Here is a 13,711-nt window from a genome sequence, read left to right on the forward strand (position 1 = left end):
TGGCTCCTCCAATTGAGCCGTATCCGATGGGGGGGTGACGTAGTCAGCGTTACGTCCTGCTGATCGACATTGACCCGCCGCGGCCAAGGCCTGCTGAAGATCCTGGCTACAGCTGAGCACCCGGGACCAGCTCGGCAGTTGCTGAACCGAGGGTGTCTCCATCAGATCCTTGATGGCCGGCCGCAGCAGCTGCGCAAAGTCCTGAACGGCCAGTTCTTCGCCATGGCGGTCATGGGGGAGGCCATTGATGGCTGAATCGAGCCCGAACTGCCGGACCCGATCTTGGCCGACCCTGCGATAGAGCGCTTCCAGGGTGGGGAGTTGCTCGTTGAGCAAATTGCAGCCCTCGTGCTCCATCAAGCCCCGCAGGACCGTGCGCAGGATTTCGCTGGCCATCCGCTTGAGTCCCTGCTCAGGGGTCGCCCCGAGATCCTTGTGCTTGTGGTCAAACACCCCCAGGTCCACCTGGGCAATCCGACTCATGGCGACGTGGCGATAAACCTCGGAGAGCAATCCGATCTCCAAGCCCCAATCGCAAGGAATTCGCAAATTCATCGCCAAATCGGTCGTGAATGCAAACTCACCGGCCAAGGGATAGCGAAAGGACTGGAGATAACGGAGATAGGGAAGAGGGCCGACGATCTGCTCCAAGCTGCTCAGTAAGGGACCCACGAACAAACGGGTCGCCCTTCCCTGCAAAGCATGGGTTTCTAGGGAAAGCCTGCTGTAGAAGGCTTTGACATAGGCGACCCCCGTGGAGCGATCCAACAGGGGCTGGAGCATGCGCTGGGGATAGGCCGACGAAAACGTCCGGATGTCGGCGTCGAACAGCCCGACAACTTCAGCCTCGCGGCAGGCCACCCCCAAGCCCTGCCAGACGGCCCATCCCTTGCCAGGGGGACCAAGAACGTCAAGACCTAAGGATTTGACTGACTGCAGCAGCTCGATGACCGCCGGGCCATTGGTCCAGTGCACGTGCACGGGGAAGGGCATCGCCGCCCAGAACGCCTCGGCCTCATCCACCTCCTCAACGGAGTCAGCCGCCAGGGCGATGACGAGCGACTGCAGACCTTCGAGCCCCGACAACACCTCACGGATCAGGCGCAAGGCCGGGCGGCGGAACTCCTCCATCAAGCAGGGGAGCAGCAGAGCCGTCGGACGATCACGTAATTGCTGATGGAACAGCTCAGGGGCTGCCCCTGAGAAGCCGTAGTCATGAACAGTGGTGATCAGTCCTTGCTGGAAGTCCATGCAGTAATCGATGCAACAACACCCAGGAGCCAGCTGCTCGATATCTGGTGGAGTGGAGGGAGCGCTGGTGGTTGGGTTGGACCGGCAGAGACAGCTGGAACTGTTACTGGGAGGTCTTTACCCGGGGCAGTCTTCAAACGAGATCAAAAGCTTGTCGTCGCATTTGCTGCAGTCCGAGTGTCTCGGTGCGCAGACGCACACCCAAACGCAGCGCCCCTGGAGCAGCGCAACCTGCGTGCTGATCTGCTACGCCGATTCGGTGATCGAAACCGATCGCACCAGCCTTCCTCTACTGCGAGAGCTGCTGAATGGCCCGCTACTCGCCCTCTCCTCCATCGTCCATGTGCTGCCCTTTTGGCGCTCCACCAGTGACGGGGGCTTCGCAATCTCCAGCCACGAGGAGCTCGAGCCGCGCTTCGGTGATTGGAAGGACCTGGAGGCCCTGAGCCACGGACGTCTCCTGATGGCGGACCTTGTGCTGAACCACGTCTCGGCCTCCCACCCTTGGGTCCACCAATGCCTCCAAGACAGGGCACCCGGCAGCTCCTGCATCCTGCAGGCCAGTCCTGATGTCTGCTGGTCGGATGTCGTGAGGCCCCGCAGTTCGCCCTTGATCAGCAGCCTGGCCGGCCGCAGCGGCAGCAAGCAGGTCTGGACCACCTTCGGTCCGGACCAGGTGGATTTGAACTGGCAGGAGCCAGAGGTGCTGCGGCACTTCAACCGTCTGATGCAACGCCTCTTCCGCCACGGCGTCGGCTGGTTGCGGCTGGACGCGGTGGGGTACGTCTGGAAGGAACGCTTCACCAGTTGCATCCACCGACCTCAAGCCCACGCCATCGTCCAAGTGCTCCGCCTCCTGCAGGAAGCCCACGCCCCTGGGGGGGCCGTGGTGACCGAGACGAACGTGCCGGAGGCAGAGAACCTCTCCTATCTGCGGTCCGGGCGGGAAGCGCACCTGGCCTACAACTTCCCCCTGCCTCCGCTGTTGCTGGAGGCGAGCCAGAGCGAGCGCTGCGATCTACTCAACCGCTGGCTAGCGGGTTGGCCAGAACTACCCGAGGGCACCAACCTGCTGAACTTCAGCGCCAGCCATGACGGGGTTGGGCTTCGACCACTCGAAGGCCTGATGGATCAGCCCCGGTTACTCCAACTTCTGGCCGGGTGCGAACAACGGGGTGGGCTGATCAGCCACCGGCGCCTCAGTGATGGCACTGAAGTTCCTTACGAAATCAACATCAGCTGGTGGAGTGCCATGGCCGATCCCGGTCGGGACTCACGGCGCTGGCAGCGGGAACGCTTTCTGCTGAGCCAGCGCTTCAAGCTGGCCCTACCTGGGGTGCCTGCGTTTTATCTACCAGCCCTGCTGGCGGCCCCAAACGACACCGCTCGCTTTCAGGCCAGTGGCCATCGCAGGGACTTGAACCGGCCGCAGTTCCATGCTCAGGCACTGCAGCTGCAACTCCAGGACCCTGGCCAAGACGCCAGCCTCAATGTCGCCCAGCTGCAGTACGCGATGGAGCAGAGGGCCAACCTGCCCGCCCTGGATCCTGATGCACCGATGCGAGTCATCAGCGCAGGCCGCTCCGATGTGGTGATCCTGGAGCGGGGCCAAGAGAACGCGCGTCTGTGGGCTATCCACAACTTCACCGCCACGCGCCAATCACTCGTGTTGGCATCGCTCTGGGGTGCGTCCTCTCCTCGGGGATGGATCGATCACCTCAATCCGGCTGGAACGGTCAGAACCGAGCGCCAACTGGAGCTGGAACCCTTTGGCGTCTATTGGATCAGCAGCCGATGAGTCAACCCAAGACCTGGTGGATCGTCACGGACCTGGACGGGACGCTGTTGGACCACAACTACAGCTGGGAACCAGCTGCCGAGACCCTGCGATGGCTGCAGCGCGAACAGATTCCGGTCATCCCCTGCACGAGCAAAACCGCCGAAGAAGTCCGGGACTTTCGGCAAGCCGCTGGGCTCCGTGATCCATTCATCGTCGAAAACGGAGGAGCGATCCATGGAGAAGCACCGAGCGGTGAGGAATGGGAAGAGGCCCTCGGCATCCACCACAAGCTCCTTCGGCCTCGGCTGAGTGAGTTGGAGGCCTTACTGGGTGAATCCCTACTCCCCTTGGAGGAGCTCAGCGAAAGTGAAGGCTTGCGTCTACTGGGCCTTGGTGGTGAGGCCTTAGCCCAAGCCCAGAGACGCTGTTGGAGTGTGCCCTTTGTTCCCCCCTCGGATGAAGGGCGTCAACGCCTACCAGCCCTGGCCGCCTCCCTTGGTCTCAGCGTCGTCCAGGGCAACCGCATGGGCCACCTCTTGGGGCCAGAGGTGAGCAAAGGTGAAGCCCTGACTCGTCTCAAACAACGGCTGGGAGGCCAACAACCCAGGGTGCTGGGGCTGGGGGACTCACCCAATGACATTCCCCTACTGGAAGCGGCCGATGTGGCCGTCGTTGTTCCAGGTCCGGATGGCCCGCACCCCGCCTTCCACCGCGCCCTTGAGCAGAAGCGCTACCTGTTGGCCCCCGCCGCCCATGCCGAGGGATGGGCACGGGTCATCCGCGAACTCATCGGTTAAGCCGCCGAGGGATCGTCCCCGACGAGCGGTGTGACCGTTCGGTTGAGAGCCGTGCCTGCGGGATTGGGCAGTTCAGCAAAGGAATCACGCCATTGCTGCACCCAGAGTTGCTGACTGCGCTCGTACAGCGCCATCAGGGAGTCGACAGCGCGCTCTTCAAAATCCACCCGCAGATCCAACAGCGGGAAAGCCGCCTCGCCGCTGACCTGCAGGGCAGCCGAGGTCGCATGGGGGGAGCGCAGATCACCGCCGGCCTCCTCACCGGCGCGAAGGGCGCTCAGCAGGCGACGCCCCAGTTTCCAGGAGGGATCACTCAACAGAAAGGCCTCCTCCATCGCCAGCAGGACAGCCTCGCCAGCGAGAAAGTTGCCCGCGACCGCCAGATCCGGATGGCAGCGATGGCTGGCATAGGGACCGCATTCAGAGCCCGTCCAGCCCGCCGTACGGCCGCAGGCATCAATCAGGTGCAGCTGACGGTGCTCCATCTGCGGGTCATCCCGCAACAGGCTGGCCAGGACGGTTTCCGCATCCCGGTTCTGCTCCATGCGCTCGAGGCCGCAAATCCCCAGATAGGGGTTCGTGTGGGCCTGGGTCGCGACGGCCCCAACCCCAGAGCGGATATGGGGAACCGTTGATCCGACGGCGAGGTGACAGGTGGCAACCGCCACGCCAAAGCGCCCGTTGGATGGATCCCGCGCCAGGATTGAAAAGGTCATCCCGAGAGCTGGGCATCCAGGCGCAGAAACGCCTCCAGCAACACCGACGTTCCGGCAACACACTGCTCAAGGCTCGTGTACTCGGCCGCGGAATGGCTCAGGCCCCGATGGCTTGGGACAAAAACCATGCCCATCGGCCAACGGCGGCCCAATTCCTGGGCGTCATGGCTGGCGCGACTGGGAAGGGCGCTGTGGGAGAAGCCCAAGGCTGAGGCCGAGGCGGCGATCGCCTCCATCAGCAGCGGTGCAGCCGGGGTCGGATCCACAGAGAACTGGGGCTCCATCGTCACGCTGCAACCACTGGCCTCAGCAATAGACGCCAGGCGTTCCTCGAGCTGCGCACTCAGGGAGGCCAAGACCTCGGGGTCCAGATCGCGCAGATCGACGCTGCACTGAACCTCCCCGGGAACGACGTTGGCGGCATTCGGCCAGACCTCAAATCTGCCGACCGTGGCCACCGGATCACCGGGGTGCTCGAGGGCCATGGTCTGAACCGCCAAGACGACCTGCGCGGCGGCCACCAGGGCATCCTGCCGCTGATCCATCGGCGTCGTACCGGCGTGGTTCGCCTGCCCGCAAACGCGGATCGTGAAACGGCGCTGGCCGACCACCCCTTGAACGACACCAATGCTGTCGCCGCGTTGCTCCAGGACAGCACCCTGCTCCACGTGGAGCTCGAGAAAAGCAGCAATGGCGTCATCGCTGCGGGCCGCAGTGGTCAGGCGCTCCCAGTCCCCACCGAGGCGAGCCAGGTTCCGCTCAATCGGATCACCGTTACTGGTGGTGTAATCGCTGGGGTCGCCGCTGGCCGTTCCGGCCATCCCTTTGCAGCCCACCATCGTGGACTCCTCATCGGCAAAGACGATCAGCTCAAAAGGGTGCCGCAGCTGAAGCGAGGCATCCTTCAGGCAGCGGACCAGTTCCAGTCCAGCCAAGACGCCGAGGGTGCCGTCGTAGCGACCACCGGTTGGAACGGTGTCCAGATGTGAGCCGCTCACCAGCGCGGGGAGGTTGGGCTCTGAGCCCTCCAGGCGGCCAATCAGATTGCCGGCGGCATCGATGCGCAGGCTCATCCCCGCGTCGATCAGCCATTCACTCAGCAGTTCACGGCCCTGACGGTCCTCGGCGCTGAAGCCGCGCCGGCAAATGGAACCATCTGGCTGAAGACCGACTTCGGCCATGGCCTCCAAGGAGGCCAGGAGGCGCATGGCGTTGACCGAGGGTCTCTTCAGTTGAGCGGTGGGCGCAAGGGTTTGGGAGCCCGGGGCAGAGAGAACCAACCGCAGACCTGCACGTTCAAAAAAGCCCCCCCACCATCCGCCAGGAGGGCGAAGTACTGCGTAACCGTTGCGACCGTTTAAGCCGCAGCGGCCGGGTGCCAGCCGAGGGCATCGGCCTTGGCGCGGGCCTGGGCCGGCACATCCGCGGCAATGAACATCCGGTGCAACATCTGCACGCCAAGCAGGTGGTTGATCATGGCGTCCATCTGAACGCGGTCCGCATCGGTCGTGGCCGGGTCGTCATGGCGGGCGAAGAGGGCCCGAACACCCGCGACGCTCAGGAGTCCCGCCGCCTCGATCGCCTGATCACTCAGGTAGTCATCGGCCAGCTGCTTCATCTGCTCCCACTTCTCGGGCTCGGTGTGGGCCGGCGGAGCCATGAAGGCAAATTTTTCGCGCTTGTAGAGCACCTCCGGCAAAAGGCCCGCCATGGCCTCGCGCAGGACGTACTTCTCGGTCTTGCCCTTGATCCGCAGCTCAGGTGGGACCTGAACCGCCGCTGCCGCCAGGTGGTGATCCAAGAAGGCCGGACGCGCCTCCATAGAGTTGGCCATGTCCACCCGGTCACCACCCCAGGTGAGGATCTGGCCCTCCAGCATCGTCTTGATCCAGACGTACTGGGCCTTATCGAGGGCGTGGCGCCCCTCCAGCTGATCGGGATCCAGGGTCTTGGCGATGGCCTGGCCCGGCGAATAGTCCGAAAGGACCGAGCGATGGGCCTCCGCGAGCAGGTCCGGCACCAACGGCGCACAGGCCAACCAAGGCTGGAGGCAACTGGGGGTGAAGCCCACGACCGCATCGAGGTCGGGGTCATCCACTTGATCCGCCGCCAACATCGCCCCCTGCACCAAGGCATTGGATTGCTGCAGCAGGTCTTCCCAGGCTTTGCGCTCCGGCTCCGGCAGATCCTGCAGACCGTGCAGGAACATGTCGCGGCGGAAGGCGGGATAGCCACCGAAGAGCTCATCGGAGCCCTCTCCGGTCATCACCACCTTGTAGTTGACGCTGTTGACGTGGCGGCTCATCAAGAACTTGGCCACCGCCAGGGTGTTGTAGATCGTGCGCTCCGTGTGCCAGAGGGTGCGCTCCATCCAGCCATAGAGCTCCTTGCCCGAGAGACGCATGACGTCCTGCTCAGCGGCTGTGGCCTCGGCCATCTCCTGGGCGATGGGCGACTCGTCGTAGCGCGCGTCGTCAAAGCCAATGGTGAAGGCCTTCACCGGGCTCTGGCTGACGGCAGCGGCCAGCCCCAGGATTGAGCAGCTATCAATGCCTCCGGAGAGGTAGCAACCCACCGGGACATCAGCGACCATCCGCAACTCCACCGCTTCCAGCAGGGCGGCACGGATCGCCTCGATGTGGTCGGCTTCACTCTTACTGCTGTCCCGCTCGCCCTGGCGCGGGAAGTCCATGTCCCAGTACTTCCAGGTCTCCACCTCAAGGTTGCCGTTGCGCCGGCGAACACTGATGCCATGGCCAGGCGGCACCTGATGGATGCCCGCGAAGGCCGTGGTCCCGGGGACCATGGTTTGCATCAACTGGTGGAAGAGCCCTTCGGAGGTGAAACGCCGCTCGACCGCCGGATGGGCAAACAGGACCTTGAGTTCCGAGCCAAAGACCAAGCCCTGGGGTGTGATCGTCCAGTACTGGGGTTTGATCCCGAAGCGATCCCGGACCAGGTGCAACACATCGCCGGTCTCGTCGTAGATCGCGAAGGCGAACTCACCGCGCAATTGCGGCAGCGTCGCCCCTAAACCCTGCTGTTGATACAGACGCAGCAGGATCTCGGAATCGCTCTTGCTGCTGAAGCGAACACCGCGGGCCGTCAGATCAGCGCGGATCCGCTGAAAGTCATAGAACTCGCCGTTGTGGGCCATCAGGACCCGGGCGCCGGCCCCCGCCTCTGCGCTCAGGAAGGGTTGACGGGCCCGGGTCTCATTCAGATCAATGATCGAGAGGCGGGCATGACAGAAGCCCACGCCGGCTTCATCCAGCGTGCGGTAGCCAAAACCATCGGGACCGCGATGCTCCTGGATCGCAGCCATGTTGACCAACAGCTGCGGGTCAACGGGCTGATCCGCCCTGGTGCTGAAGACCCCACCAATTCCACACATCCCTTCGTCCTCCTCAGATCACATCCATGACCCGGTTGGTGCGGTCCACCATGCAGGTCAACAGAGCCATGCGCAGGAAGACCGCCCCCCGGGCCTGACTGAAGTACCAGTTGTGGGGGGTGTCATCGAGGCAAGTACTCAGTTCCGGCCCACGGGCCAGGGGATGCAACACGATGGCGTCCGGCTTGTAGGGCAGATCCCGCGTCAGCCGAAAGCTGTTGCCGTGGACCTCATAGCTATCGCCCACCCAAGCAATGGCGTTGATGTAGATGACATCCAGACCGGGGATCTCGCCCTGCAGGTCTCCGGTGCAGCGCACCTTCAGACCCGCCTGCTGCAACTCCTCCAGCTGGCCGCGATCAAAGAGGTCCTCTCTGGCGTCGTTGGCCGGGTCATGGATGAGGACCAACTCCTCCACCATCTGCGGGAATTTCGCCAGGATCCGCAGCAGTGAGCGAACCGTGCGCATGCGGCTGGGGATGCCAACGATGCCGATGCGCGCCCGCTGATCCTCGGGGACCTCAGGGGACGCCAAGGCGGGGCGCCACTTGAGCATCGTGTAGAGGTCGGCCATCGCCTGGGTGGGATGTTCATCAATGCCATTGCCGGCGTTGATGATCGGAATCCGCAGGGTGTCGGTCATCGCATAGATGGCCTGGGAGTCGGTATCGCGCAGAACGATGCAGTCGCCGTAGTTGTTGAACATGTGGGCGACGTCTTCCAGCGACTCCCCCTTCGCCAGGCCAGTCGTGGCGCGGTCGGTGATGTTGATCGAATCGCCGCCCAGACGGTGCCAGGCGCTGTCAAAGGACAGCCGCGTGCGGGTGCTGGGTTCGTAGAAGGCGTTGATCAAAATCTTTCCCTTCAACGGCGTGTTGTGGGCCGTATAGCGATCGGGATTGCTCTCAAACTTGGCTGCCAGACGAAACAACTGCAGCAGGGTCTCGGGCCGGAAGGGCTGAATCGAGATCACGTGCTGCCCCACCAGATCCTGGAGCGCCTCGCCGTCCTCTTGAATCGCCCCCAACAGGGCCTGGGGAGAGGCTGCGCCAAAGACATCCGGCCCCAGTGGATCAAAACGCACGGGTGCGTCAGCGCCGGTACTCGTCTTGACGGAGTGGAGTGCAGTCATAGCGATTAGGGGACCCAGGCCCACTGCTGCAGAACGCTGCGGCGGAATTGGTCGCACTGAGTCTCAAACCAAAATCCACCCTGCCACATCACTTTCTCCAAGTTCAAGTTGCTTAAAACGGGGCAGATTTGCGTAGCAACGGCTACACAAACGCCACTCTTCTTGCCATGGGGCATGCAAACAAAGGCGTTACCAGACATCGCCGCGCCTCCATTCGTTCCACCAAATCAGCAGAAGAACCAGCACAGAAAGCGCCAACCCCGCCACACTTCCATAAATCACCAGGCGCAACAGCGGTAGATCCACCAGCCAGCGCGGGGAGTCCGTCGACTGCGCCGCTCGGGCGGCGGGCAAGGCCAGAGCCAGGGCTGCCGCAGCAAGGGCAACACGGGTTTTGAGCGACCAACGTTTCATCCCTATCCCTCCTTCAGGGTCAACCAGTTGAAACGCTCCGGCTGGAGCTGGGTACCGACGGCCATGACCACTGCGGACACCGCCGCAGACAGCAGAGCTGCGCAGTAGGGAGCGATCAGGAAATAGGCGCCTAAGCCCACGGCGCTGCCTGAGACCATCGCCGCAATCGCCGCCCAGCGGTTGGCGCTAGGCCAGTAGAGCCCGTAGGCCACCGGCCAAATCGTGGACGCCACCAGGGCACCGGTGAAGAACAGCACAGAGGCCAGAGAGTCGAGCCGCGGCCAGGAAAGCAGCAGGGTCAACAGCCCCAAACCCAGCACCACCAAGCGGGTGGCCTGCCGCAACTGGGCATCACTCAAGTTGGGGTTCAGCAACTTGAAGACCACGTCCTCCGCCACCAAATCCGCCGTCGACGCCAAGAGGGAATCCAGGGTGGAGGTCAAGGAGGCAAAGACCACCACAAACACCAGCGCTGCACCACCGGCGCCCAAGAGCTGGGAGGCCACCACCGGGAAGAGCATGTTCACCTGGGGTAGATCCACCGCCTGCGCGAGCGCCACCAGGCCGATCGAACCGGTCACCAGCGGCACCGTCATCCAGGCCAAACCGCCCAGCACAAACGAGGCAAACACCACGGAGGCGCGGCTGGAGAAGACCCGTGACCACCAGATGTTGTTGTGAAACACCTCTCCCATGGAGAAGAGGGCGGAGTTCCAAGCAATCAACAAGCCAGCGGGCAACAGCAAATTCAGGCGCTCTGGATGCTGCGCCGCCAGTTCCCGGTGGAGCTCCTGCACCGGGAACTGCTGCAGGGCAAGAACAGCGACCAACACCAGCAAGCCCATGATCAGCAGGGACTGAATGAAGTCCGTTCCCACCACGGCGCGCATGCCGCCATAGAGGGTGTAGATCGTGGAGACACCGATGACGACAACCATCCCGAGCCGATAGTCGAAGCCGGAGAGGGCCTCCAGCAGGATCCCGGCCCCCATCGCCTGGGTCACCAGGAAGCCCAGGGTGTAGATCGCCGTGATCACCATGAAGACCCACCAGGCGGCTCGGCCATAGCGCAGGCGGATGAAGTCGCCGCTGGTGCGCCCCTTGGGCATTAGCGTTTTGATCCGCAGAGCCAAGGGTGCAAACAGGACCAGGCCCAGGCCGGCCAGGGCATAGCTGAACATCCCCCAGAGACCGTTGCGATAGCCGAACTCAGGCGCCAGCAAGGTGGTGTTTCCGGTCACCCAGGACGCCATCAAGGTGGCTGTGCTCAGGGCCAAACCGATGTTGCGGCCGGCCAGCATGTAGTCATCGGCATCGCCAGAACCCCGGCGTCCCCAGGAGACCCCAAGGGCGATCCAAAGGACCGAAAAAATCACCACCAGGGCCCAGGCGATCCCGGGGGCCAAGAAGGGTTGAACAGCAAGCGTGGGGCTGAACACCATGGCTTAGCCCTCCCCCCAGGGATCACGGCCGCGCCAATGGAGATGGCCCTGAATCACCATCACGGTGGTCGCCAAGGTGACGACACCGCCCACGACAAAAATCAACACAGCTCCTGCAAATGACTCCATGAGCGATCTCTAAAACGCGCCAAATAACCGCGACATGGATCAATCCAAGCTGGGGAGAGCGTTAAGAAAACAGCGCAGCAGTTAGGGCTGTCTCTTGGTCGCAACCTATCGATGGCCGCTGACACTGTCAGCGCAGACAACGCAGCAGACCGACGTCAAGAGGTTCACAGATTTCCAACATCGAAGGCCACCAATGGCATCAGAGCAAATGTTGGAACTTGCTAAAGAAAGCGATGCCCATGCCCCAGGGCCGGTACGGACCCAAGCAATGGCAACCTGTCCCCACAGCTCGAGTAAGCAGCCGTGGCCAAAGCCAAGACCAAAGCCAAAGCAGCCGCCAAGCCGGTCCAGGCGGAGCCCTCGGCCACCCGGATCAAGCTTCAGATTGCTGGGGCCGTCTTCGTGCCGATGCTGGGCTTGGGGCTCTGGCTCAACAGCAAGGGCTTCTTCGGTTAAAGGCCAAGGTCTGCTCGACAGCGGCCCGCCACTCCCCGGGGGCAAACGCGTGGGCGTGGCCATGGCCGGGGAGCAGCCAGGCCACATCCAGCTCCTTTAAGCGCTCCACCGAGCGGAGCTGCTCCTTGAAATCCCACCAGCAGTACCGCTCCGAAGCCACCACCACCGCTTGCTCAGGGCGCCACCAGAGGTGATCACCGCTGAAGAGCACCGAGCGGCGCTCACCCAAGAGGACCGCCATTGACCCCGCCGTGTGGCCGGGGCAGGGAATCAATTGCAACGCCCCATCCAGCGCAACCACCGCAGATCCCTGAACCTGATGCTCCGCGTCTGGCGCGGCATCGGCGTCGGCCTGGTGAATCCAACGGCTGCAACCCAAGGCCTTGGCCCAGCGCTTGTGGTCGGCCACGTCATCGCGATGGGTCAACACCAGGGCTTGAAGACCGCCCAAGGCGGCGATGCGCCGAGCCAAGGGTGCACTCCAACGGGGCGAGTCGATCAGGACGTTGCCTTCCGGCCGAACCACGAGCCAACTGCTGGCCCCGAAACTGCGGCGTGACGCCCAACCGCAGTAGTAGACGTCTCCAGCGGTATGGCGGGTGACCAGGGCCGGAAAGCCATCGCTTGGGGTCAGCCGCCGCAACTCCGGGGTCGTCCCAATGGCCGCCACCGGACAGGCCTGCAAGGCCAACAGGGCCTGACGGGTTTCGGCTGCTCCCTCGGGCTGACGAATGACCTGGGAGCTGCTGCCCGTGGGGGCGAAGTGCAGAGGATCAAATTGCCAGCAGGTGCCGCAATCAATGCACCTGTCATTGACGCTGAAGGGCCCCGGCGCGGCGTCCATCAGCAGCAGCTGGCGGAGGCCCCGCTCGCCGCGCGGTCCTGATCAAAGGGAATCGCCGAACCGCAGCCTTCAAAGAGGCCGTAGTGACGCTCGAAGTCACCCATGAACTGGAAGTGGGGAGCGAAACGGGTCTGGTGCAGCATCCGATAGGTGTTCCCGCAGACCGGGAAGACCTTGCCGGCCTCGATGCTGTGGTGCTTGTCGAACTCCAGTCGCGTGGGCGCCTGGTCGATGGAGCCGCGGTAGATGACGGCCTGACCATGGTCCTCGCAGGCATCCTCCAGTTCAGGGATGTTGAAGAGCCGGTAGGTGGCGGAGTAGAAGCGGGCCTCACCCACCAGAGCCGCCAGCTGGGGCTCGGTGATCTCCAGGGGACGGTCGCTCACCAGGCGCGGATCCGTGAAGGCCGCCCCGCGGGCCATCCGCAGGAAGTCATTCCAATAGAGCGCTCCGCCCAGGCATTCGCCGTAGAGCACCGGATGACGCTGAACGGCCGCCGGTAGGCGCCGGTCCACGTAGACGTCCGAGAAATAGAACTCCCCACCGGGCTTCAGGAGCCGCTGAATACCCCTCAAGACCGCAGGCTTGTCGGTGGAGAGATTCAAGACGCAGTTGCTGACGATGACGTCAAAGCTGGCGGGCTGCAGATCCAGCTCCTCCAGCCGCTCGATCTGCCCCTCGAGAAAGCGGACGTTGGCATAGCCAAATTGCTCCGCATGGAACGGCAGGTACTCCCGAGCCACCGCCAGCTGTTCCGGGGTCATGTCCACCCCGACGACCTCACCCGAGGCACCCACCAACTGGGAGAGCAGATAGACATCGCGGCCACTGCCACTGCCGAGATCCAGCACGCGGCAGCCCTCCAACAGGGGCGGGCAGACCAAACCGCAGCCGTAGTAGCGGCTGCTCACCTCAGGGTGGACCCGACTTAAGAGGGGCTTGAGCCAGTTGGGGACCGCGTCGGCATCGCAGCAGGCACTGGTCTTGAGATCAGCGGTGCTCTGCAGTTCCTTGCCGTAATAGGCCTGAACGACGTCTTGCATGCCTGGTCGGAGCGCTCGTCCTGACCGTAGTGCTCACCCTCGCCGCCATGGTGAGTGAGAGCAACAAGCGCATGGATGCTGTGAACCGCATCACCTCCAACGCTTCTGCCATCGCAACCCGCGCGCTGTTCGACGCGCAGCCCGCTCTGATCCCGCAGCTACTGCTGTTGCCTGATCTCCACTGAGATCAGCCCATCTCGGCCTGTATGGGTGCCCCTTGATCGGGGTCCTCAGGCAGGCCTTTCCATTGCAAGGCGCGCCGGCGGGCCCAGAGCAGAAGGGGATAGAGGCGTCGGGCCTGGGGCGGAGCGGC

The 13,711-nt window shown here is 63.4% G+C and carries 13 protein-coding genes and 1 pseudogene; 4 read left to right on the top strand and 10 right to left on the bottom strand.

What is annotated here, in order from left to right:
- Positions 1–1,251 (bottom strand): glycosyl transferase (locus QZ189_RS08300; RefSeq protein WP_296421514.1); only part of this gene is annotated, 1,251 nt, incomplete at its 3' end.
- A gap of 163 nt (positions 1,252–1,414) precedes the next feature.
- Here QZ189_RS08300 and QZ189_RS08305 point away from each other — a divergent pair.
- Both QZ189_RS08305 and QZ189_RS08310 read left to right on the top strand, forming a co-directional pair.
- Positions 1,415–3,049: an alpha-amylase family glycosyl hydrolase gene (locus QZ189_RS08305; protein ID WP_296421515.1), complete on the top strand. Its 1,635-nt coding sequence runs from the start codon at positions 1,415–1,417 to the stop codon at positions 3,047–3,049.
- Positions 3,046–3,828, top strand: a complete 783-nt coding sequence (locus tag QZ189_RS08310) for an HAD-IIB family hydrolase (protein WP_029626207.1) — start codon at positions 3,046–3,048, stop codon at positions 3,826–3,828. Before QZ189_RS08305 ends, QZ189_RS08310 begins: the two co-directional genes overlap by 4 nt.
- Here the strand turns inward: QZ189_RS08310 and QZ189_RS08315 are convergent.
- From QZ189_RS08315 to QZ189_RS08345, 7 genes are all read right to left on the bottom strand, one after another.
- Positions 3,825–4,544, bottom strand: a complete 720-nt coding sequence (locus QZ189_RS08315; RefSeq protein ID WP_247477606.1) for a DUF1028 domain-containing protein — start codon at positions 4,542–4,544, stop codon at positions 3,825–3,827. The genes QZ189_RS08310 and QZ189_RS08315 overlap by 4 nt on opposite strands.
- Positions 4,541–5,752, bottom strand: coding sequence for a Zn-dependent hydrolase (locus QZ189_RS08320; protein WP_247477605.1), 1,212 nt, complete (start codon positions 5,750–5,752; stop codon positions 4,541–4,543). Before QZ189_RS08320 ends, QZ189_RS08315 begins: the two co-directional genes overlap by 4 nt.
- A gap of 149 nt (positions 5,753–5,901) precedes the next feature.
- A complete protein-coding gene (gene asnB, locus QZ189_RS08325) occupies positions 5,902–7,938 on the bottom strand; it encodes an asparagine synthase (glutamine-hydrolyzing) (RefSeq protein WP_296421516.1) in 2,037 nt (678 codons plus the stop codon).
- Between the two features lie 13 nt (positions 7,939–7,951).
- Positions 7,952–9,070 (bottom strand): aspartate carbamoyltransferase, encoded by a 1,119-nt coding sequence (locus QZ189_RS08330; RefSeq protein ID WP_247477600.1) that lies wholly within the window; start codon positions 9,068–9,070, stop codon positions 7,952–7,954.
- A 189-nt stretch (positions 9,071–9,259) separates the two neighbouring features.
- Positions 9,260–9,484, bottom strand: a complete 225-nt coding sequence (locus tag QZ189_RS08335) for a hypothetical protein (protein ID WP_010316020.1) — start codon at positions 9,482–9,484, stop codon at positions 9,260–9,262.
- A gap of 2 nt (positions 9,485–9,486) precedes the next feature.
- Positions 9,487–10,926 (bottom strand): urea transporter, encoded by a 1,440-nt coding sequence (locus QZ189_RS08340; RefSeq protein ID WP_010316019.1) that lies wholly within the window; start codon positions 10,924–10,926, stop codon positions 9,487–9,489.
- Between the two features lie 3 nt (positions 10,927–10,929).
- A complete protein-coding gene (locus QZ189_RS08345) occupies positions 10,930–11,055 on the bottom strand; it encodes a hypothetical protein (protein WP_255344645.1) in 126 nt (41 codons plus the stop codon).
- A 303-nt stretch (positions 11,056–11,358) separates the two neighbouring features.
- On the opposite strand from QZ189_RS08345, the gene QZ189_RS08350 reads away from it, so the two are divergent.
- Complete coding sequence (locus QZ189_RS08350) at positions 11,359–11,511, top strand: hypothetical protein (RefSeq protein ID WP_010316015.1); 153 nt, start codon at positions 11,359–11,361, stop codon at positions 11,509–11,511.
- On the opposite strand, the gene QZ189_RS08355 is transcribed toward QZ189_RS08350, so the two are convergent.
- Both QZ189_RS08355 and QZ189_RS08360 read right to left on the bottom strand, forming a co-directional pair.
- Complete coding sequence (locus QZ189_RS08355; protein WP_010316013.1) at positions 11,486–12,355, bottom strand: MBL fold metallo-hydrolase; 870 nt, start codon at positions 12,353–12,355, stop codon at positions 11,486–11,488. The genes QZ189_RS08350 and QZ189_RS08355 overlap by 26 nt on opposite strands.
- Complete coding sequence (locus tag QZ189_RS08360) at positions 12,355–13,398, bottom strand: methyltransferase domain-containing protein (protein WP_010316010.1); 1,044 nt, start codon at positions 13,396–13,398, stop codon at positions 12,355–12,357. Before QZ189_RS08360 ends, QZ189_RS08355 begins: the two co-directional genes overlap by 1 nt.
- Positions 13,399–13,436: 38 nt before the next feature.
- Between QZ189_RS08360 and QZ189_RS08365 the strand changes: the two are divergent.
- Positions 13,437–13,550, top strand: a pseudogene (locus tag QZ189_RS08365) (phycocyanin subunit beta); the annotation flags it as partial.
- Positions 13,551–13,711: the final 161 nt, after the last annotated feature.

Origin of the sequence: Vulcanococcus sp. CPBay_Sum15L08_68 (genome assembly GCF_017855895.1) — a bacterium.
GTDB lineage: Bacteria > Cyanobacteriota > Cyanobacteriia > PCC-6307 > Cyanobiaceae > Vulcanococcus.

Excerpts from the sequence above, each read along its gene's own strand:
- QZ189_RS08310 (WP_029626207.1), top strand. The coding sequence starts at position 3,046 with ATGAGTCAACCCAAGACCTGGTGGATCGTCACGGACCTGGACGGGACG.
- QZ189_RS08315 (WP_247477606.1), bottom strand. The coding sequence starts at position 4,544 with ATGACCTTTTCAATCCTGGCGCGGGATCCATCCAACGGGCGCTTTGGC.
- QZ189_RS08320 (WP_247477605.1), bottom strand. The coding sequence starts at position 5,752 with ATGCGCCTCCTGGCCTCCTTGGAGGCCATGGCCGAAGTCGGTCTTCAG.
- asnB (WP_296421516.1), bottom strand. The coding sequence starts at position 7,938 with ATGTGTGGAATTGGTGGGGTCTTCAGCACCAGGGCGGATCAGCCCGTT.
- QZ189_RS08330 (WP_247477600.1), bottom strand. The coding sequence starts at position 9,070 with ATGACTGCACTCCACTCCGTCAAGACGAGTACCGGCGCTGACGCACCC.
- QZ189_RS08335 (WP_010316020.1), bottom strand. The coding sequence starts at position 9,484 with ATGAAACGTTGGTCGCTCAAAACCCGTGTTGCCCTTGCTGCGGCAGCC.
- QZ189_RS08340 (WP_010316019.1), bottom strand. The coding sequence starts at position 10,926 with ATGGTGTTCAGCCCCACGCTTGCTGTTCAACCCTTCTTGGCCCCCGGG.
- QZ189_RS08345 (WP_255344645.1), bottom strand. The coding sequence starts at position 11,055 with ATGGAGTCATTTGCAGGAGCTGTGTTGATTTTTGTCGTGGGCGGTGTC.
- QZ189_RS08355 (WP_010316013.1), bottom strand. The coding sequence starts at position 12,355 with ATGGACGCCGCGCCGGGGCCCTTCAGCGTCAATGACAGGTGCATTGAT.
- QZ189_RS08360 (WP_010316010.1), bottom strand. The coding sequence starts at position 13,398 with ATGCAAGACGTCGTTCAGGCCTATTACGGCAAGGAACTGCAGAGCACC.